Below are 18,575 nucleotides of genomic sequence, written 5' to 3'. Positions count from 1 at the left end.
TTCATGGATTGTGGCACTCATTTTTCTTTTCAACTGTCAAAGATGGGATTATACTTCATGTGGAAAGAAAGAACAAACAGTTTGCCGATAAAAAGGAGTATGGGTCATGGAGATAAAAAGGATTTGTCAGAACCAATGGAGTGATGTAAAAAACATCTATCTGGAAGCCTTTCCAAAAGCGGAAAGAAAGCCGTTTTTTCTCTTAAAACGTGCTGTCCGAAAAGAAAAATCGGAAATTTGCGTAGCGTCGGAAAACGGTGTTGTCGCCGGATTTATTGTGCTTATCCCTTATCACGATATGATTTTGGTTGAATATTTAGCTGTTTCAAATCAGATACGCAGTAAAGGAACCGGTAGCAAAATACTCGGTAAAATATGCAGACAGTATGAGAATCAGCGTATCTTGCTGCTGATTGAAGAAATAGACGAAACTGCTCATAACCTTGAACAGAGGATCGCCCGGAAACGGTTTTATTTGAAAAACGGCTTTGAATCTTCTGGCGTTTTTATACAGGGTGTCAGTGGAAATATGGAAATATTGTGTCATGGTGGGAGTATTTCAGGTAATGAATTTATCGCTGTTCAAACCCATGCACTCGGTAGGATATTGTTTGGATTGTCTAAGACAAAAGTTATAGCAGAAACAGGAAGTCACGAAGAGAACAGAACCAGAACAAAATGAGCGAATCCATTATCTTTCGGGAATTTGAGGAATCCGACCGTCCGGCATTGGAACAGGTAATCCGGGAAACGCAGAAAGGGGGAATTTACGATGTATTTATTACTTCTAATCGCAATCATAGGGTTAAAAACACTATTATGCAAAGGGTTAGCAATAGGCGTTTTTCTATTAGCATTTTGGATAAAGGGTAGGCAGCTTCGATTTAACTCTGATGAATGGGATAATTTTTTTCTATCTCTGCCAGAAGCAAAGGTACAACAATATGCCATAGGAATTTATCTTACAGCCGCAGTGGTTTCGTCCGTTATCAGTTACTTTATTCTTGAATCAGCCGGTTATAGACACAGTTTAGGAATAGCTGTATTGATTTTTATAGGCGGGCTGGCAATCACGGCCTATAAATGGCACACAAAAGGAAGAGATTATTTGCTAAAAAGGTATCAGGAGATACCTAAAACAATTTTAGAGAGAAAAGAAAAGGAACACCGTGAGAATGAGTGAACAGATTATTTTAAGAGCGTATCAGAAAACAGACCAGAAAGCACTGGAAAATGTGGTGCGGGAAGCATGAAAATATGACCGCTTCTGTTCCCATAAAACAGCAGCAAAAATGGCAAAAGTATATTTGAACAGTTGCCTTACCAATCAAACCTTTACAAGAGTTGCAGAGATAGACGGCGAACCGGTTGGCATTATCATTGGGAAAGATATTCAGAACCACAAATGCCCCTTTTCCCTGCGTATCAAGTGGATACAATCAATCGTTTCGCTTTATATATCCAGAGAGGGGCGGGAAATCTCTAAAATATTTGAGTGCGTGCAAGGTTAAGAAAAACAAAAGGAATATCACAAGAGGATCTTGCAGATAAAGTCGGTGTTTCAAGACAAGCTGTTTCTAAATGGGAAAGCAAGCAAAGTACACCAGATTTAGAAAATGAACGGCGCTTCGCGCCGTCGTTGACAGTCCCGCCCGACTTTGCTGGTAGGCAATCATGGGGCGACATCAAGGAGTGCTGTCGCCCCGCACTATTATCAGAGAGGGGAAATTTCCATGACCGAAGATGAAGCCTACAAAGTGCATATCCAGTACACATTTAATGCCTTTTGCAAGATTGTGGAGCATGTTCCTACCCTTTCATTCCGCTCATCGTAATCCCTTCCTGGAACTTGGACTGCAAGATCAGATAGAAAATAAACGGTGGAAGGAAGGTCACGGCAGCCCCTGCCATAACTAACCCCATATCCGTATCATACGCCGTTTTCATAGAGCTTACAGCAATCGGCAGCGTCCTCATCTCAGACTGTGTCGTCGATACGAGCGGCCATAAGAAGTTGTTCCACGCACCGACAAACGTAAAGATCGCAAGTGTCAGCATGGATGACTTGACAAGCGGAAGGATTACTTTCCACAGTATTTTCACATCCCCTGCTCCATCGATTTTTGCGGATTCGATCAGCTCTTTGGGCACGCCCAGTATCGCCTGTCTCATGATGAAAACGCCAAAAGCTGTCGGCAGCGGCAAAATCAGGGCTTTGAACGTGTTGATCCATCCGAATCCCCGAATGATCAGGTAAAGGGGTACAATGATCACTTCTGACGGAACAATCATTGTCATCATCAGAAAAAGAAAAATCTTATCGTTTCCTTTGAATTTAAGTTTCGCAAACGAATAACCGGCAAGGGAACTGCACAATAACGCCAATGCGACTCCTCCTAACGCCACGATGACACTGTTCATAAAATACCGGAAGAAATGGCCTGTGGTAAATATCTTTACATAGTGCTGAAATGTGACGTCGGAAAGGGAAAAGGAAAAATCATATGCGTTCAGCGTACTCTTCAAAGACATGAGGATCATGTATACAAAAGGGAGTACGCAGAACAGCGCTGTCACGAGCAGCAGTACATCGCAGATTACTTTTGGAATTCTTTTTTTCATGTTCTCATCCTCCTATATTTCCGAAGCTTCCCGCTTCATGAACCCTTTTTGCAGCATAAGAAGGGAAAGGACGATCAGAAACAGAAGATTGGATACTGCCATGGCATATCCCGCTTTCCCGTTCTGAAATGTCTGGTCATACGCGTACATGACCATCGTCAAAGTGGAGTTGGACGGACCTCCCCCTGTCATCGTATAGATCAGGTCAAAGCTCTGAAGCGACATGACAACGCTTAAAAAAACATCCATGATGATGGCTGGTTTCAGAAGAGGGAGCGTAATATGGATAAATCTTTGCATTACCCCTCCGCCGTCCACTTTTGCCGCCTCATAATAGCTGTCTGGGATCGCAGTAAGAGAAGCCAGGTTCAGTACCATATAGTATCCAAAATTTTTCCACACCATGATCATTGCCACTGTAATGATCGCTGTTGTACTGCTGCCAAGGAGCATGCCCGTGTCAATTCCGAACGCAGAGAAGAAACCCTGGATCACAGGGTTTCTTCCGTTTAACATTGTTTTCCACACTGTCCCTACAACTGCGCTCGATGAAATAACAGGGATAAAAATCGCCGCTTTTGCAATCTTTCCTGCCAGACTGTTCTTTCTTGCCGCGATCAGCGTGGCAAAAAGAACAGAAAGCACGACCTGAAGCGGAACCACCATGATCATGATCTTTAGTGTGTTTCCTAAAGCAAGGTGCATTTTCTCATCTGTCAGAAGTCTTTTATAATTTTCCAGCCCCAGAAATTCCGGCGGCAGCAGCAAGTTATATTTCATAAAACTGAAAATAACCGAAATCACAAGGGAGGCAACCACAAAAGTCAGAAGAATCAGGCTGATCGGCATCACATATCCGTATGGCGCTATACTTCTCCAGAATTTTCTCTGTTTTTTCATCATATCTCCTTTACACTACTCTTTATCTGCCCAGTATTCTTCCAGCGCCGCATCCCCATATTCTGCCGCATCATCCATGGCGGTCTTTGCGTCTTTCTTTCCTTCCATCATAGCCTGAAGCTCGGATGCAAGGTTTGTGAGGATATCGCTACCACAAGGTCCTACCTGAAGCGGGCGATATTTGTCGCGGTCTTCTGTAACGATCCGTTCCATCTTTTCATCTCCCTGATACGGCTCACTCTTTGTGAGAGGAGCGCCGGAAGCGATTTTGTGGTATTCTGTCATAAATTCAGAACCTGTGATATATTTGATCAGTTTCATGCAAAGTTCTGGATTTTCTGCCTGAGAAGACAGCGTCATACAGTCTGTCGCCCCGAATGTGCCATAATCTTTATTTTTCAATGACGTCACATAATTCCAGTTCAGATTCGGATATGATTCTTTAAACAATCCTTCCTGGATAGATGAGGAACGCGTCACTCCAAATGCCGCTTTTCCCTGCCCAAAAATGGTGGAAAATGCATCCTCCGCCGCAAGGGACATAAAGTTTTCCGGCATGTATGGTTTCAGGCTCAGGAAAAACTCCGCCGCCTCTACTCCCGCTTCGTCATTAAACTTCACACTCTTCAGATCGTCATTGTAGATATCTGTGCCTGACTGCCACAGAAGGCTGTAAAAGTAAGCGTTCAAAAGATACAGCATATTCATGCTTCCATTGTTGAATCCGACCGCATAGCCGTACTGATCGATCTTTCCGTCTCCGTCAGTATCTTTCGTCGCTTTTTCGCAGATCCGCTTGAAATCTTCCCATGTTTCCGGCGGCTGCTCTCCCAGCTCATTCAGGATATCTTCATTGTAGTACAAAACAAACGGAACCCCTGTCACAACCGGAAAGCCATACTGCCCGTCCATCATGTATCCGTGATCCAGGTACAGGTATTCTTCTTTGTCTTCATCAGTAATATATTCACTCATGTCAGCTACCGCCCCTGAATCAATGTATGTTGGGAACATTTCCGCATACATGTATCCGATATCCGGCAAATCCTGGGAAGCGGCTCCTGTAGCCCATTTCTCTTCATAGTTTTCCCAAGGAAGCACTTCCATGTCAATCTCACAGTTATTTTCCTTTTCGAATTTCTCCAAAAGCGGTGTCCAGTTTTCTTCCACAGCGTCGTCAAGTGCAGGCACCCACATGGAGATTTTCTCTTTCCCATCTTTCCCCTTATCTTCTGATTTACCGCCGCATCCTGCCAAAAGACCGCTTACCATTGCAGCGCACAGAAGTACACTGATCATTTTCTTTTTCATCATTCTCCTCCTTTAATTCATCACGTTTTGCTTAGACACTATTATAGTTATTTCTTCCTCTTGTTAGCAAATCGTTATTTTTTATGGTCTTATAGGTGTTTTCTATTATCATTATTATCATAATGTAAGCTTTCTTACTTCATCCATCCAGATATCTAATTTCTTCCAATCTGTCTGGTATGGAACATCACATCCACTGGCCATGATATAGCCTTTTTCACTGTCTTTTGCGATTCCGGCTTCTCGCCGGATCTCCTGCTGCAGCTCGCTTTTTGTCCCCTGCAGGATGATTCCTACCGGATCTATGTTTCCCATAAGAATCATCTGATGTCCCAGTTCTTCTTTGGCCTTCGCAAGATCCATGATATTGTCAAGGCTGATGGCACGTATCGGCATTTCCCGAAAATATCCCCATACTTTGTACGTATTTCCGCAGATATGCAAAGAGGGCCTTTGTCCGATTTTCTGAAACCCATACTCCATGAGTTCTTTCAGGTACGGGAACGCAAATTCCCGGAAATATTTCGGCGAGATCAGTGCCGGCGACGCCACCGGATCTGCCATTCGGAACCCATCTGCATACCCGGAAATCATATCAATGGCATTTTTCATGCTGTCTGTCACGATGCGCAAAAGCCGGTGTACCATCTCCGGCTCCTTTCTGCAGTCTCTCAGAAAATACTCACACCCTCGAAGATTAGCCGCGATCGTAAACGGGCCCCCGATACTTGGGCAGACGTCCACAATCCCATCTGCGGCATCCCGGATCTGTTCTCCTGCTTCCCGGAAGAACTTCATTCTTTCCGAGTCTGTCCGCAGCGGCTCCATTTGATCCAACATTTTGTAATCTGTCAGAAACCTGCCGGAAAAATAAGGCATTCCTTCTTTCGGATAACAGATTTCTGCTCCCAGTCCCTCCGAAATCCCGATCGTATTTGGCCCGCAGCTCAGTTCATCGTGACCTAGCCTGTTGAATGCCGCTATTTCCGACATTGCCATCTTCTTCGCATCGTGCCAGTATTCATCCGTTGTTGTACCTGTCAGTTCCCCTGTAATCTCTCCTATAAAGGGAATGACCGGAAGACGATCTATTGAGCTTTTTTCTTCCGTAGCCTGCTTTCGCTCCTTTGGAGTCATCTGATCCGCTGTATATTTTTCTGCTCTTATCATCTTTTCCACTTTTCCCGTCCTTTCCCCGGAAAGATCATACTCTCCGTAAACAATCTCTCATAATTTTCCGTCTCTGCCAGTTCCATATAGCTGATATCCTCTGCCAATATTTCTATTTCTCTTTTTGCCTTCGCTGACATCAGTGTCATGTACGCCCCGGTTTTGGAAGAATTTCCCACATAGATGATCTTGTCTTTGACAAATTCAGGCAAGATGCCTGTACCAACAAGAGATTCTGCAGGAAGATGTGCTCCGAATTGTCCGGCGATCAGAACCTTTGAGAGCTCTTCCATGGAAATCCCGGCCCGGTTTAGAAGTACCAAAAATCCAGAAAGAATCGCTCCTTTGGCCAGCTGTATCTGGCGAATGTCACCTTGCGTGACAAAAATTTCCGGATCATGATTTATTATAAACTCCCTTTTTGTTCCGTTCAGACGTATAAGAGACGAGCGGAAATCCGAATCCGAAATCGCTTCTTTTTTTACAATCCCCGTACGAAGCAGCTCTTTCATGACAGACAGGATCCCGCTTCCGCAAAAACCTTCTGGAGATTCCCCGCCGATGACCTGTACCTTTACTCCTCCTTGCTCTATGTGAACCTCCTCTATCGCCCCGTCGGCAGCTCTCATTCCGCATGTAATATTCATTCCTTCCAGTGCTGGTCCAGCTGCACAGGAACAGGAGAGAAGTTTGCCGCCGGATGCCAACACGATTTCTCCGTTTGTGCCAATATCGATAAACAGGACATTTTCCTTCTCTTTTTGCAGTCCGCATACATAAGCTCCCGCGACGATATCCGCCCCGATATAGGACGATACTGACGGCAGACAGTAAAGGATGGTCTCCTTCCCTGCACGGATTCCGATTTTTTGTGCTTTTATCGTCTGTGCCTCTTTAAAAACCGGCTGGTACGGTGCATGACCGATTTGTCTTGCGTCAATTCCCAAAAGCATGTGCAGCATCGTACAATTTGCCGCCACGTCGATCTCCGCTATATTTTCCGGGAAAACGCCGGCCTTTGTACACATATTTTCAATCATATGATTCAGCGCATCCACGATCGCTTTCTGTAGTTTGCCCACGCCGTCGTCCGGATGATCATACTCATAGGTAATGCGTGTAAGCACATCAAGCCCGAACTGTTTTTGAGGGTTGATCATGGAATCTTGGGCCAGGATCATCCCATCTTTCATATTTACAAGTTCTGTTACCACTGTCGTTGTACCGATGTCCACAGCAATGCCAAAGCCCTGTCGGAATTGCATGTGTTTCCTGATTTTTCTTTCTCATCTCTTTATAAAAAACGACTGGCTCCATGACAGAGCTTGCCGTACTGACTGGTCCGGTCAGATTTCCTACAACCGGCACATCTCCCTCTTCTTTGAGGATACGAATGGCATCCAGCACTACTTTTACCCGTCCTTTGGACAAGTCTATCTCCGGAAGTTTTCCATAATCACTGACAGTATCAATGACATATCCCGTGACGTGCGGTTCATAGATTCTGGATCCAAGATTCACTTTTGCACCCATCTCCTCTGCCTCTATTGTCATGCAAAACGGCACTCCATAATTTTCAAAACATCCTTGTTCGTAGACCGCTTTTGCAAGTCCTGCCATTTTCTGCGCATCTGTGTGCGCTTCCGGAAGGTAAATCCGTACTGTCTGCATCAGCTCCTCTGTAATCATATTCATCATTCCGCCTGGACAGATACACGGAGGCCTGTCCGCTTTGTTTCCTTCCAAAACAGTATGAAGTCTTTCCTTTGGTGTCAGCATTTCCTCTCCCCTTTCCCTCCATTGTTCTACGATGCCGTCTGCAGAAGGTCTTTGGCAAGCCTCACTGCCTCCACAGCGTTTTGAGAATATCCATCCGCGCCGATCTTAGCTGCAAAACTTTGGGAAACCGGTCCTCCACCAACCATAACTTTTACCTGATCCCGTATCCCTGCGTCTTTCAGCAATTCGATTACCGTCTTCATGCCTCCCATCGTAGTCGTCATTAAAGTGGAAAGACATACAAGATCTGCCTGTTCTTCTTTTGCTGTATCTACAAATTTCTGTAAAGGCACATCTCTCCCAAGATCGATCATCTGAAATCCAGCTGTCTCCATCATAATTTTCACAAGATTTTTCCCAATATCGTGGGTATCGCCCTCCACGACGCCGATGACCGCCTTTTTCTTATTATCCCCGGACTCCTCCGGAAGATACGGTTTAAGGACATTGAGCCCTGCATACATGGCGTCAGAACAAAGAAGAACATCCGTCACAAAGTATTCCTCCTCCTCAAACAGGACACTGGTCCGGTTCATTCCATCGATCAATCCGTTCATGATCCCTTCAAATGCAGGGAAACCCGAGTCAATAAACTCCTGTGCTGCCTCCGCGACCTCGTCTTCTTCCATATCAACAACCCCGTCAGACATTCTCTTTAACAATTCTTCTTTTAAACTCATGCTAATCCTCCCATTGTACTTTAATACTGATATTAGTGTGATCATTTCAATGCAATCGTCTGTATCTTCCTGTCTTCCAAAATCTGGTTCTGGCGGTTGATACAAATCTGACCCACAAATTTTGCTCTCCCCGGCAAAAAAAGGCATGCATTTCCATAACTCATCGTCTCCGGGAGCGTGATTTCCTCGGTCTGCGCATATCCCATATCTTTAAGGGCATAGGCTGTCTGAGGACACAACATCATAATACCGTCCTTCCCTAAAAGCTCCTCCGATTTTTTCAGAAATCCATAGGTAAAATACTCTGTGGCCCACTCCATCATATGAGGTCCAAGTATTCTCATGCCACCGGCTGAATCCGCATAGCTGAAAAAACGCACTCCTGATCTGCGAACCGCACCGATCAGCCCCAAAAGCTCCGCCTCCATCCAGCCAAACAGCTTCTCCATCCTGTTTGGCTCCTTCCGGATACCCTTGAAAATAGATTTTATGTCAATCAGTGTATTACATATAGTAAAAGGTCCCGAAATCTGAAAAAGCACCTCATATCCCGATTCCCGAAGAATCCTTCCTGCCTCCAACGTCTCTCTCATCCTGCCATTCTCAATGTCTATCCCTGGAAGCTTTTCCACCTCCTCAAGAGACTGACAGATATAATCACACGCCCTCGGGCCAGCTGTCCCATCGCCATATCTGACTCGCCCTCCCATCGCCTGCGCCTCCAAAGTATGGTCAAACGGCACAGTACAAAACGGCTTGCCACTTCTGTTCCTCTCCATCATGGCAAACCTCACAATCCATTCACACTCTGTATAAATGTCTGGAATCGGCAGCCGCTTCATACGGATCAGCTGCATTACCTCCTCCTCAGACCCTCCAGAAAAACATAAAAAATCACGAATCAGCACACACTCCACCCTTTGTCAAACAATTCTACTAATAACCTAACACAAATATCAAATTTACACTAATCGCTATTTCCTATAAACATCCATTGTTAAAAGGATTTTCTATAAATATTTAAACGGGGGACGTGTTCCTATAATTTGGAACACGTCCCCCTATAAAGCTTGATTTTGCGCGGTTTATTGAAATTGTCTGAATTTTACATCGTGTACCTTTGAGCCGGAACACGTCCCCCTGTCTTGGCCGTCAGTTCTCCGTTTTGTTCATCGATGATGATGGTTTCTCCGGTTCCTACATTGCCTTCCAGGATGAGTTTTGCAGCCAGTGTCTCTACGTATTTTTGCAGGTATCGTTTCATCGGCCTTGCACCGTACATTGGTTCGTAGCCGCCGTCTACGATATGTTGTTTTGCTGCTTTTGTCAGTTCGATTTTTAGTTCTCTGTCTGCCAGACGTTTATTGACATCTGTCAAAAGGAGATCGATGATCTGAGTTATATCTGCTTTTGTAAGTGGTTTAAACATAATGATTTCGTCGAGTCTGTTTAAGAATTCCGGGCGGAAGTGGGCTTTCAGGTCATTCATGACATATTGTTCATTTTCTGGTTTGATATTTCCTTCTTCATCGATTCCTTCCAGTAGATAGGCGGATCCGATATTTGATGTCATGATCAGAATCGTATTTTTGAAATCTACTGTGCGTCCCTGGGAATCTGTAATCCGTCCGTCATCAAGTACTTGCAGAAGTACATTGAACACATCCGGATGTGCTTTTTCCACTTCATCGAAGAGTACGACAGAATATGGTTTTCTTCTTACCGCCTCTGTCAGCTGTCCACCTTCATCGTATCCTACATATCCCGGAGGGGCTCCGATAAGTCTGGACACAGAATATTTTTCCATGTATTCGCTCATATCGATACGTACCATGTTGCTTTCATCGTCAAACAGGCTTTCTGCAAGTGCCTTGGCCAATTCGGTTTTCCCTACTCCGGTTGGTCCGAGGAACAGGAAGGAGCCGATTGGTTTCGACGGATCTTTGATGCCTGCCTTTGACCGGATGATGGCTTCTGTTACTTTTGTTACACCTTCATCTTGCCCGATCACACGCTTGTGAAGCTGCTGATCCAGATGCAGTGTCTTGCTTCTTTCGCTTTCATTCAGTTTTGCAACCGGAATACCCGTCCACCGGGATACGATTTTGGCAATCTCTTCGTCAGTCACGCTTTCATGGACAAGGGAGAGATCTTCGTCTTTTACTTTATTTTCTTCTTCTTCCAGCTGTTTTTTCAGCTGCGGAAGACGTCCATATTGGAGTTCTGCTGCTTTTTCCAGATCATAGGAACTCTGAGCTTTTTGGATTTCCTGGTTGACATTTTCGATCTCTTCCCGCAGTCGGTGTACTCTCTCCAGGGAGTTTTTCTCGTTATCCCACTGTGCTTTCTTTTTGGCGAATTCTTCTCTGTTTTCCGCCAGTTCCTGCTGAAGTTTTTCCAGCCGTTCACGGCTTAATCGGTCATCTTCTTTTTTGAGGGCAGCCTCCTCGATCTCCAGCTGCATTGTCCTCCGTCTCAGTTCATCGAGTTCGGTCGGCATGGAATCCAATTCTGTCTTGATCAGTGCACATGCCTCGTCTACAAGGTCAATGGCTTTGTCCGGGAGGAATCTGTCTGATATATACCGATTGGACAAAGTTGCGGCTGCAACAAGCGCGCCGTCCGTAATCTTTACACCGTGAAATACTTCATACCGTTCTTTCAGCCCTCTCAAAATAGAGATGGCATCTTCCACACTCGGCTCGTCTACCATTACCGGCTGGAATCGTCTTTCCAAAGCGGCATCTTTCTCAATGTACTCCCTGTATTCATCCAGTGTAGTCGCACCGATACAATGAAGTTCTCCCCTTGCAAGCATTGGCTTTAACATATTTCCCGCGTCCATGGCCCCGTCTGTTTTCCCTGCACCTACGATCGTGTGAAGTTCATCAATGAAGAGGATAATCTGTCCCTCACTGTTTTTGACTTCTTCCAGAACTGCTTTGAGTCTCTCCTCGAATTCTCCTCTGTATTTCGCTCCTGCAACAAGGGCGCCCATATCCAAAGCAAAGAGCTGTTTATCTTTCAGACCTTCCGGCACATCTCCTCGAACAATTCTCTGTGCCAGCCCTTCGACAACTGCAGTCTTACCTACTCCAGGTTCTCCGATCAAAACCGGATTGTTTTTCGTTTTACGTGAAAGAATCCTTACCACATTTCGGATCTCGGCGTCTCTTCCGATGACAGGGTCCAATTTCTGCTCTTTTGCCCGTTCCACGAGATCATACCCGTACTTGTTCAACGTGTCGTATGTCGCTTCTGGATTGTCTGTCGTAACCCTCTGGTTTCCGCGGACTTCGGAAAGCACTTTTAAAAAGCCTTCTCTTGTAATGCCAAGTTCCCGGAAAATTTGTTTGATTTCTTTATTTGCATATTTGATAAGGGCGAGAAAAATATGTTCTACTGATACATATTCGTCTCCCATCTGTTTTGCCTCGTCTTCTGCGTGGATCAGTACCTTGTTCAGATACTGACCGATAAAGACCTGTCCGCCCTGGACTTTTGGCCGCTTCCTCAGTGATTCTTCCACGCGGTTTACGATCAGTTCTTTTGAAATACCCATTTTTTCCATCAGTTTTAAAATAAGGCTTTCATCCTGTGTCAATAAAGAATAAAGCAGGTGCTCCTGCTCGATCTCCTGGTGACCGTATTCGTCTGCGACTTTCTCGCAACCTTGTACCGCAAGCATAGAATTCTGTGTGAATTTATTGATATTCATACTGCACTCCTCCTTACGAATCTCTATCTTTTTTGAATTTTATTTGTTTTCTGTTCTACCAACAATATAACAATAACACTTATTGTTAGCACTGTCAAGTAGTGAGTGCTAATTTTGATAATCTTATTTCCCCCTATCTTATCCTATTTTCCCCTCTGTCATACATTTCGCCAACTCTTTTGCATAATAGCTAATATAAATCTGTGCCCCTGCACGGTATGCGGCTACTGCCATCTCACACATGATCTTCTCTTCATCTATCCAGTTATTTTTTGACGCCGCTTTTACCATGGCATATTCTCCGCTTACACTGTAGGCCGCTACCGGTACTTTGACTGCCTCACGGACTTTTGATACCATATCAAGATATGACATCGCTGGTTTTACCATGACGATGTCCGCTCCCTCTTCCACATCCAAAATAGCCTCTCTGATTCCTTCCCGGCTATTATGAAAATCCATCTGGTATGTCTGCCTGTCTCCAAAAGCAGGAGCTGATTCTGCGGCATCCCGGAACGGTCCGTAAAATCCGGACGCATATTTTACTGCATAAGACAAGATTGGGACATTCTCATACCCATTTTGGTCGAGTATTCCGCGGATGGCGCGTACCCGGCCGTCCATCATATCGGAAGGGGCCACCATATCAGCGCCCGCCTGCACATGGGAAAGCGCAATCTTCTGCAAATATTCCAAAGTCCGGTCATTTTCCACATCCTTTCTGCATAAGATGCCACAATGTCCATGGGATGTATATTCGCACATGCAGACATCGGTAATATACTGAAGATCCGGAAACTGTCTTTTTGCCTCCCTCAGTGCCCTCTGTACAATTCCATCTTCCGCGTATGCCTGGCTCCCAACCTCATCTTTTCTGTCTGGAATGCCAAACAACAGAATATGATTTACACCGGCTTTTGCTGCCCGCTCCAGTTCATACGGCATCTGATCGACACTGTATCGGAACTGGCCTTCCATGGAAGAGATTTCCTCCTTTTTCCTGCTGCCTTCTACAACAAACATCGGATAGATCAGAGACTCCTGACTCATCCGCGTCTCCCTTACCATCTTTCTCATCAATTCTGTGCCCCGCAGACGGCGCGGTCTTTTTAATAATTCCATTCTGTCTGGTCCTTTCTGTTTCGTTTTATTTGCGGTCTGCCTCCGCTCATACTATAATTAAGTTAAATCTTCTGCATTATCATAGCAAAAGAAACAATTTTCCGAAATGGAAAACACAAAAATTTTTAACGGGAGAAAACACAATGATTTTGCAAAAAGAATTGGCTGCCAATACTCGACTCTTTGAAGGAATCACAGCGTCAGAGCTTAGATGTCTCGAGGAAATTCTTAAGCCTCATATCCGTCTGATAGACGCGGGAGAGTTTCTCGTTCATCCTGGCAGCACGTTAAAAGAAATTGGTGTCATACTGGATGGCTGCGTCCACATGATATCTGAGGATTTCTGGGGCAAGATAAAGAGGGATAAGGAACTATTTAACGGCTGACAGACAGGTTGTAATAACAGAAAGCGGGTATATCACGAAATGCGGTATATCCGCTTTGTTACGCAATAGAACGCCGTTTTTGAGGGATTGAATATAAACACCTTACCCCTCTGTTTTCGAGCCCGCAAAGCCGTATAAATCAAGGCTTTTTTAACCCCTAAATGACCACAAGACACCTATGATAGATAGAGGGCGCAAGCGGTCTTTCCGTTTGCGCCCTCTTGTCTGCCTGTGAGCAAAGACGGGAAAAGCCGTCAAGGGCGCGAAGCGTTCATCTTGACCCTTGACGGCTTTTCTTGGCTTTGCTATTTCCCCATAAGGTCAAGAAAAGTTTGTCGACATAGCGGTATTTATATTTATCCGAGAAAAAATAAAAGAGCCGATAACCGCATTTTGATCTGCGTGTTATCGGCTCTGCGTCTGTGCGTCTGGCTCTTTGATAACTGTGGTATTCAGATGTTTTACATTGATTAAAGTCTCTTGTCTACACTTAGGACAGAACAGCGGAAAATATTTTAGTTCTGTGTCCCCACGGATTTTCAGCCTTGTCTTATTTCCGCAAACAGGGCAGCGCAACCATTCTGAAATCACATTTTCCATATCAGTTATCCTCCCTGTCGTAATACTGATTTTTAGGGAGTGTCTTTGTGAGAATAAATGAATAAGTAATAGTAATTGCAAACAGTACCAACTGGAAGATGATACGCTTTTCTATCGTCAATCCTACCACATTTGCAAAAACACTTGTGATGTTAATTGCGGAGTGCGTAATTATGCAAGGGAACAAACTACCGCCACGATAATAAAGAATGACAAACAGAAAACCAATCGCAATCGCCCCTGTAACTTGAAGTAAGTTTTCTGCTATTCCCGCACCACTGCCATTCACCAAGTTTAATAAATGTCCCAAACCAAATGTAACACTTGAAATGATAATTGCCGTTTTTACATTGTCTTTTGCTATCGCTTTGAAAAGCAGTCCTCTAAAAATAACTTCTTCTAAAAATCCAACCCAAAGCATACAGGCAATATAGCAGACAGTTCCTGCCAAGTTCAAATTAAACGCCGCTCCGTTCCAAAAATTTCTTGTGGCTAAAATTATCAAGGGAATATAGAACAGAAAGCGGCTGGCAGATATAGGAGATTTGCAAAGCCCATATCGTTTTAGTAAGTTATTTTTTCGAATAAAAACCAAGAGGATCACGGACTGTAATATAGAAAAAATTGCACTTGCAGAATATTCAACCCCTATTTTTTCATTTAGTGGATTGGCTAAAGATTGCAGCACACAATAAATCACAATCCACACAATCGCAAAAGTCAGTTCGTTTTTTTCGTATAGTTTTCTCATTTCGTTTCCTCCTGTGTTGCTAATATTGCCCCTCTGTAAGCCCGTTCTAAATGAGATTTTATGAGTTCTTCATCATACTCCAAAGAATTGTTGGCTATGATACTCGCATATCCGTGAGCAAATAAAAAAACTGTCAAAAAAATTTCTTTCACTTGCTCTATACTTCCTCCGACTGCTCCTTGCATTGCCAAAAGAACAGGCGCAAGTTCTTCGGCATCTATCATTTCAAGCAAAGTCGTTCCATTAAAAAAGTTCGATTGAAAAAGGAAGCGGAACAAATGCGGTTCTTCAATCGCAAAGCGGATATAATTCAACCCAATTCCAAGCATAACGCCTTTCTGCGGGCTTTCAATATTCATTAGATATTCTGTATGATAGTCGTCTGCTTTTGCATAAGCCGCTTTTTTCAATTCTTCAATCGTTGCAAAATGGTACATGACTGGCTGTGTGGAGCAGTTCAGTTTCTTTGCAACAGTTCTTGCATTGATGTTTTCCGCTCCTGCTTCACGGGCTATCTCAAAAGCAGCGTCAATAACCATATCTTTTGTTACTTTTACTTTTGGTGGCATAAGTACTTTCCTTTCGAAAAATCATTCATGTTATATAACAATGATTATATATCAAAACTCAATGAATGTCAATAGGGTTAGGAACATTCTGTGGAGTGTTTTGAATAGGCTTTTCTGAAGTTTTTTCAAAAACTTTCTCAAAACTTTGGCAAAATCGCAAAGTGCGGTGTTGTATATAGTGAGGGACAAAGTGCAACAAAAGCCGCTTTTCGGACGGGATATTGAGTGAGAGAACACAAAAGGGTTTGGGATTTTCCCAACAAGAGAAAATGCGGCGCATTTTACGGAAAGGGTACCCCTTTCCTATGCTTGCTGCGGAAGAAGCAAGCGGCAAATGGGTACTCATTTGCTGTGCTTGCTCCTTACTCAAGACAAGGAAAGGACGGGAAAGGAATGGAAAGGAAACGAGAAATTGAATACAACGATTTGCTACCGAAAAAGGGCAACCCGCTGAATGAAATCGTTACATACAAAGTTGGCGGCACGCTTTATGAAGTGTCAACGGTTTGCGGCGGCTCTGAACTGCTCTATGACAAAATGAAACGGCTCATAAAATCGGAAACCGTAAAAACGCCTGCTGACAAAGAAAAGGAAGTCCGCTATAATAAAGATAACAACCTGTTTGTCGGGCGTTCATTACAGGAGGAATGAACAATGACGGCAACGAAAAATTATCCCGACAACATTACCGCTTTATATGCCCGATTAAGTCAAGAGGACGCACTTGACGGGGACAGCAACAGCATTGTCAATCAGAAAAAAATCCTTTTGCAGTATGCAGAGGATAACGGGTTCCCTAACCCGACTTTTTTCATTGACGACGGCGTATCCGGCGTAACTTTTGCTGGGGTTAGATAGCGATACTTTTTACATCTACCATGTTACGGCGGTCATGGTTGACAACTTGCGTCGGCTCCTGCTCGGTATCAACCTGTCCGACAAAGCTATAATGGATTTCGATTTTCCGGGTGTTGGTTTCCCGGTCTAATTCATGTATCAAAATACGGTCGATAAACTCATGGACGTTTTCATAGGTCAATTCCTGTATGTCGCTGTATTTCCCGACAATCTGAATAAACCTTGATATATCCCTTTTTCGCTCGGTAACGGTTGCGATCTGCTGTTGTAACTCGTCTATCCTTGCGGCAAGGGATTTCTTTTCGTCCTCATAGCCGGAAGTTAGAAACACAAACCGTTCATCTGTCAGTCTGCCTAATGCGTTGTCCTCATACAGCTTGCGGAAAAGCGTGTCAAGTTCGGTCATACGCGCCTGTGCTTTGAAAAGTTCCTTTTGCTGCTGCGCTAATGCCTTTCTCGCTTCCATGTCGCCGTACTCGGTAGCTTTACAGATAAAGTCCTGTTCGTGTTCCTTAACATACCGCAAAACCCGCCGCATATCTTCCAGCACTAAATCAAGAAGTACGTTTTTGCGGATATAATGAGAGGTACACTCGCTGCCTGTCCTTGCCCTGTTGCGCCATGCGCCGCAAGAATAGGAAAACTTGCGCGGCTCGATATTTACGCCCTGTTGGTAATACATCTTATGTCCGCAACCAGCGCAAAACAGCAAGCCGGAAAAAATATCAATCTCCGCTGCTTTTGTCGGGCGGTGGCGGGTAGCAATCCGCTTTTGCGCAAGTTCAAAGGTTTCCTCGTCAACAAGCGGCTCATGGGTGTTTGGGAAGAAATAGCGTTGTTCTTCTTCGTTCTTCCGGGTCTTTTTCGACTTGTAGGATACCTTGTGAGTTTTCGCGGTTATGGTATGCCCTAAATATTCCTGCCTTGCTAATATGTCATAGAGCGTTTTGTCCGGCCAAGTATAGGGGGCGATCATTGCCCGCTGATACCGCGCCTGTCCTGTGCGCTGATAGCGCAACGCTCCAATCGTCAAGACTTTGTTTTCCGCAAGCCATTTTTGGATTTCGCACATACGCACGCCGCTAACAAACATAGCGAAAACCTGTTTGACAATCGGCGCGGTTTCCGGGTCGGGTATAAGGTGGTGGCGGTTGTTCGGGTCTGGGATATAGCCGTATGGATATTCCCCGTTGACGCGCTCGCCTTTTTGCGCCTGTGCCTGTTTAACTGCGCGGATTTTCTTGCTTGTGTCGCGGGCGTAAAACTCGTTAAACCAGTTCCGCAAGGGGGTAAACTCGTTATCCTCCCGCGCTGTGTCAACTCCGTCGTTGATCGCGATATAGCGTACTCCGTTTTCGGGAAATACAATCTCTATGAGTTCGCCCGTTTTCAGATAGTTTCTGCCAAGACGGGAAAGGTCTTTGGTAATGACCGTCGCCACTCGTCCGGCTTCCACTTCCTGCAACATCGCTTGCAGCCCCTCGCGCTCAAAACTCACGCCGGAAAATCCGTCGTCCACAAAAAACTTTGTGTTCAAAAAATGGTGTTCGTCCGCATAGCGTTGAAGTATCATTTTTTGGTGCTGTATGCTTCCGCTTTCTCCGGCTTGCATATCCTCTTGACTTAAACGGCAGTAAAGGGCGGTGATTTTATTCGACTGTAACATTAGTCCTCCTTTCCGACAGCCGAATAAACAGGTATAATGTGTTGCTATCATTATACCATATCCCGCCGCCTAATGCACTACTCGGACGCTAAAAATCCCGGATTTCCGGGCTTTTTCTGCAAATCCTTTACAATGAGTTTCTCAATCTTTTTATGGATTGTATCGGTTGCCTTTTCACTCGGCAACGCTTGAACAAGATAGGTGATTTTCCCTATTTTGCGTTCGGTTGTAATTGTCTGTTTTTTATCCATTAGAAAAACCTCCTTTTCCTGTATGGATAAACTATATTCGTCAAAAGGCAAAACGGGCGGTTGTTAGCTGCAACCTCACGGGAGTTTCACCCCGGCCCATGCTTATGGGTGCGCCGCGCAATACTTTGAGGGTGTTCAACGCGGGAGTATCATTGTGCCGCCTTGTATGTCGTCGCCCACAAGCTGCTAAAC

General features: G+C 44.6%; 19 protein-coding genes and 2 pseudogenes. 6 read left to right on the top strand and 15 right to left on the bottom strand.

The window, feature by feature from the left end; all coding sequences use genetic code 11:
• Nucleotides 1-106: 106 nt before the first annotated feature.
• The 3 genes and pseudogenes from ACLROL_RS10980 to ACLROL_RS10970 form a co-directional block, all read left to right on the top strand.
• Entirely contained in the window at nt 107-682 is a 576-nt protein-coding gene (locus ACLROL_RS10980) for a GNAT family N-acetyltransferase (RefSeq protein WP_087211545.1), read from the top strand.
• Between the two features lie 90 nt (nt 683-772).
• Entirely contained in the window at nt 773-1,183 is a 411-nt protein-coding gene (locus tag ACLROL_RS10975) for a hypothetical protein (RefSeq protein WP_221919274.1), read from the top strand.
• 312 nt (nt 1,184-1,495) lie between these two features.
• A pseudogene (locus ACLROL_RS10970) lies at nt 1,496-1,615 on the top strand (helix-turn-helix transcriptional regulator); the annotation flags it as partial.
• 194 nt (nt 1,616-1,809) lie between these two features.
• On the opposite strand, the gene ACLROL_RS10965 reads toward ACLROL_RS10970, so the two are convergent.
• The 10 genes from ACLROL_RS10965 to hemB form a co-directional block, all read right to left on the bottom strand.
• The gene (locus tag ACLROL_RS10965) at nt 1,810-2,622 is read right to left on the bottom strand and encodes a carbohydrate ABC transporter permease (RefSeq protein ID WP_087201914.1); all 813 of its coding nucleotides are present in this window, start codon (nt 2,620-2,622) and stop codon (nt 1,810-1,812) included.
• A gap of 12 nt (nt 2,623-2,634) precedes the next feature.
• Nucleotides 2,635-3,522: a carbohydrate ABC transporter permease gene (locus ACLROL_RS10960; protein ID WP_087201916.1), complete on the bottom strand. Its 888-nt coding sequence runs from the start codon at nt 3,520-3,522 to the stop codon at nt 2,635-2,637.
• A gap of 15 nt (nt 3,523-3,537) precedes the next feature.
• A complete protein-coding gene (locus tag ACLROL_RS10955) occupies nt 3,538-4,833 on the bottom strand; it encodes an ABC transporter substrate-binding protein (RefSeq protein ID WP_087201918.1) in 1,296 nt (431 codons plus the stop codon).
• Between the two features lie 117 nt (nt 4,834-4,950).
• Complete coding sequence (locus ACLROL_RS10950; protein WP_413067825.1) at nt 4,951-6,003, bottom strand: uroporphyrinogen decarboxylase family protein; 1,053 nt, start codon at nt 6,001-6,003, stop codon at nt 4,951-4,953.
• Nucleotides 6,000-7,217, bottom strand: coding sequence for an ASKHA domain-containing protein (locus ACLROL_RS10945; protein WP_413067826.1), 1,218 nt, complete (start codon nt 7,215-7,217; stop codon nt 6,000-6,002). Before ACLROL_RS10945 ends, ACLROL_RS10950 begins: the two co-directional genes overlap by 4 nt.
• The gene (locus ACLROL_RS10940; protein ID WP_413067824.1) at nt 7,132-7,782 is read right to left on the bottom strand and encodes a uroporphyrinogen decarboxylase family protein; all 651 of its coding nucleotides are present in this window, start codon (nt 7,780-7,782) and stop codon (nt 7,132-7,134) included. The genes ACLROL_RS10945 and ACLROL_RS10940 overlap by 86 nt, the downstream gene beginning before the upstream one ends.
• A 26-nt stretch (nt 7,783-7,808) precedes the next feature.
• A complete protein-coding gene (locus ACLROL_RS10935; RefSeq protein WP_221919276.1) occupies nt 7,809-8,462 on the bottom strand; it encodes a corrinoid protein in 654 nt (217 codons plus the stop codon).
• Nucleotides 8,463-8,503: 41 nt separating this feature from the next.
• On the bottom strand, nt 8,504-9,319 hold the full coding sequence (locus tag ACLROL_RS10930) for a uroporphyrinogen decarboxylase family protein (protein ID WP_413067823.1): 816 nt from the start codon (nt 9,317-9,319) through the stop codon (nt 8,504-8,506).
• Between the two features lie 248 nt (nt 9,320-9,567).
• Nucleotides 9,568-12,180 (bottom strand): ATP-dependent chaperone ClpB, encoded by a 2,613-nt coding sequence (clpB, locus tag ACLROL_RS10925; RefSeq protein ID WP_087201929.1) that lies wholly within the window; start codon nt 12,178-12,180, stop codon nt 9,568-9,570.
• A 138-nt stretch (nt 12,181-12,318) separates the two neighbouring features.
• Nucleotides 12,319-13,302 (bottom strand): porphobilinogen synthase, encoded by a 984-nt coding sequence (gene hemB, locus ACLROL_RS10920; protein WP_087211083.1) that lies wholly within the window; start codon nt 13,300-13,302, stop codon nt 12,319-12,321.
• A 143-nt stretch (nt 13,303-13,445) separates the two neighbouring features.
• Here hemB and ACLROL_RS10915 point away from each other — a divergent pair, with 143 nt between their 5' ends.
• Nucleotides 13,446-13,688: a hypothetical protein gene (locus ACLROL_RS10915; protein WP_087201933.1), complete on the top strand. Its 243-nt coding sequence runs from the start codon at nt 13,446-13,448 to the stop codon at nt 13,686-13,688.
• Nucleotides 13,689-14,093: 405 nt separating this feature from the next.
• On the opposite strand, the gene ACLROL_RS10910 is transcribed toward ACLROL_RS10915, so the two are convergent.
• Genes ACLROL_RS10910 through ACLROL_RS10900 form a run of 3 tightly spaced genes read right to left on the bottom strand, consistent with a single transcriptional unit; the run spans nt 14,094 to nt 15,608 of the window.
• Nucleotides 14,094-14,288, bottom strand: a complete 195-nt coding sequence (locus tag ACLROL_RS10910) for a cysteine-rich KTR domain-containing protein (protein ID WP_087168412.1) — start codon at nt 14,286-14,288, stop codon at nt 14,094-14,096.
• A gap of 1 nt (nt 14,289) precedes the next feature.
• Nucleotides 14,290-15,039, bottom strand: coding sequence for a CPBP family intramembrane glutamic endopeptidase (locus ACLROL_RS10905; RefSeq protein WP_087168411.1), 750 nt, complete (start codon nt 15,037-15,039; stop codon nt 14,290-14,292).
• Complete coding sequence (locus tag ACLROL_RS10900; protein ID WP_087168410.1) at nt 15,036-15,608, bottom strand: TetR/AcrR family transcriptional regulator; 573 nt, start codon at nt 15,606-15,608, stop codon at nt 15,036-15,038. The genes ACLROL_RS10905 and ACLROL_RS10900 overlap by 4 nt, the downstream gene beginning before the upstream one ends.
• 393 nt (nt 15,609-16,001) lie before the next feature.
• Here ACLROL_RS10900 and ACLROL_RS10895 point away from each other — a divergent pair, with 393 nt between their 5' ends.
• Both ACLROL_RS10895 and ACLROL_RS10890 read left to right on the top strand, forming a co-directional pair.
• A complete protein-coding gene (locus ACLROL_RS10895; protein ID WP_087201082.1) occupies nt 16,002-16,259 on the top strand; it encodes a hypothetical protein in 258 nt (85 codons plus the stop codon).
• A gap of 3 nt (nt 16,260-16,262) precedes the next feature.
• Nucleotides 16,263-16,451, top strand: a pseudogene (locus tag ACLROL_RS10890) (recombinase family protein); the annotation flags it as partial.
• Nucleotides 16,452-16,458: 7 nt separating this feature from the next.
• Here the strand turns inward: ACLROL_RS10890 and ACLROL_RS10885 are convergent.
• Together ACLROL_RS10885 and ACLROL_RS10880 are read right to left on the bottom strand one after the other, a co-directional pair.
• The gene (locus tag ACLROL_RS10885) at nt 16,459-18,132 is read right to left on the bottom strand and encodes a recombinase family protein (RefSeq protein ID WP_117604530.1); all 1,674 of its coding nucleotides are present in this window, start codon (nt 18,130-18,132) and stop codon (nt 16,459-16,461) included.
• Nucleotides 18,133-18,209: 77 nt separating this feature from the next.
• The gene (locus tag ACLROL_RS10880; RefSeq protein ID WP_002604472.1) at nt 18,210-18,383 is read right to left on the bottom strand and encodes a transposon-encoded TnpW family protein; all 174 of its coding nucleotides are present in this window, start codon (nt 18,381-18,383) and stop codon (nt 18,210-18,212) included.
• Nucleotides 18,384-18,575: the final 192 nt, after the last annotated feature.

It is taken from the genome of Sellimonas sp. (assembly GCF_047234585.1).
Classification (GTDB): domain Bacteria; phylum Bacillota; class Clostridia; order Lachnospirales; family Lachnospiraceae; genus Sellimonas; species Sellimonas caecigallum.
Note: the sequence above shows the minus strand (reverse complement) of the source record. Positions and strands in the feature narration are given on the sequence as shown.

What these genes read in the sequence shown, in the direction of transcription:
- ACLROL_RS10980 (WP_087211545.1), top strand. Translation starts at nt 107, where the DNA reads ATGGAGATAAAAAGGATTTGTCAGAACCAATGGAGTGATGTAAAAAAC.
- ACLROL_RS10975 (WP_221919274.1), top strand. Translation starts at nt 773, where the DNA reads ATGTATTTATTACTTCTAATCGCAATCATAGGGTTAAAAACACTATTA.
- ACLROL_RS10965 (WP_087201914.1), bottom strand. Translation starts at nt 2,622, where the DNA reads ATGAAAAAAAGAATTCCAAAAGTAATCTGCGATGTACTGCTGCTCGTG.
- ACLROL_RS10960 (WP_087201916.1), bottom strand. Translation starts at nt 3,522, where the DNA reads ATGAAAAAACAGAGAAAATTCTGGAGAAGTATAGCGCCATACGGATAT.
- ACLROL_RS10955 (WP_087201918.1), bottom strand. Translation starts at nt 4,833, where the DNA reads ATGAAAAAGAAAATGATCAGTGTACTTCTGTGCGCTGCAATGGTAAGC.
- ACLROL_RS10950 (WP_413067825.1), bottom strand. Translation starts at nt 6,003, where the DNA reads ATGATAAGAGCAGAAAAATATACAGCGGATCAGATGACTCCAAAGGAG.
- ACLROL_RS10940 (WP_413067824.1), bottom strand. Translation starts at nt 7,782, where the DNA reads ATGCTGACACCAAAGGAAAGACTTCATACTGTTTTGGAAGGAAACAAA.
- ACLROL_RS10935 (WP_221919276.1), bottom strand. Translation starts at nt 8,462, where the DNA reads ATGAGTTTAAAAGAAGAATTGTTAAAGAGAATGTCTGACGGGGTTGTT.
- ACLROL_RS10930 (WP_413067823.1), bottom strand. Translation starts at nt 9,319, where the DNA reads ATGCAGCTGATCCGTATGAAGCGGCTGCCGATTCCAGACATTTATACA.
- clpB (WP_087201929.1), bottom strand. Translation starts at nt 12,180, where the DNA reads ATGAATATCAATAAATTCACACAGAATTCTATGCTTGCGGTACAAGGT.
- hemB (WP_087211083.1), bottom strand. Translation starts at nt 13,302, where the DNA reads ATGGAATTATTAAAAAGACCGCGCCGTCTGCGGGGCACAGAATTGATG.
- ACLROL_RS10915 (WP_087201933.1), top strand. Translation starts at nt 13,446, where the DNA reads ATGATTTTGCAAAAAGAATTGGCTGCCAATACTCGACTCTTTGAAGGA.
- ACLROL_RS10910 (WP_087168412.1), bottom strand. Translation starts at nt 14,288, where the DNA reads ATGGAAAATGTGATTTCAGAATGGTTGCGCTGCCCTGTTTGCGGAAAT.
- ACLROL_RS10905 (WP_087168411.1), bottom strand. Translation starts at nt 15,039, where the DNA reads ATGAGAAAACTATACGAAAAAAACGAACTGACTTTTGCGATTGTGTGG.
- ACLROL_RS10900 (WP_087168410.1), bottom strand. Translation starts at nt 15,608, where the DNA reads ATGCCACCAAAAGTAAAAGTAACAAAAGATATGGTTATTGACGCTGCT.
- ACLROL_RS10895 (WP_087201082.1), top strand. Translation starts at nt 16,002, where the DNA reads ATGGAAAGGAAACGAGAAATTGAATACAACGATTTGCTACCGAAAAAG.
- ACLROL_RS10885 (WP_117604530.1), bottom strand. Translation starts at nt 18,132, where the DNA reads ATGTTACAGTCGAATAAAATCACCGCCCTTTACTGCCGTTTAAGTCAA.
- ACLROL_RS10880 (WP_002604472.1), bottom strand. Translation starts at nt 18,383, where the DNA reads ATGGATAAAAAACAGACAATTACAACCGAACGCAAAATAGGGAAAATC.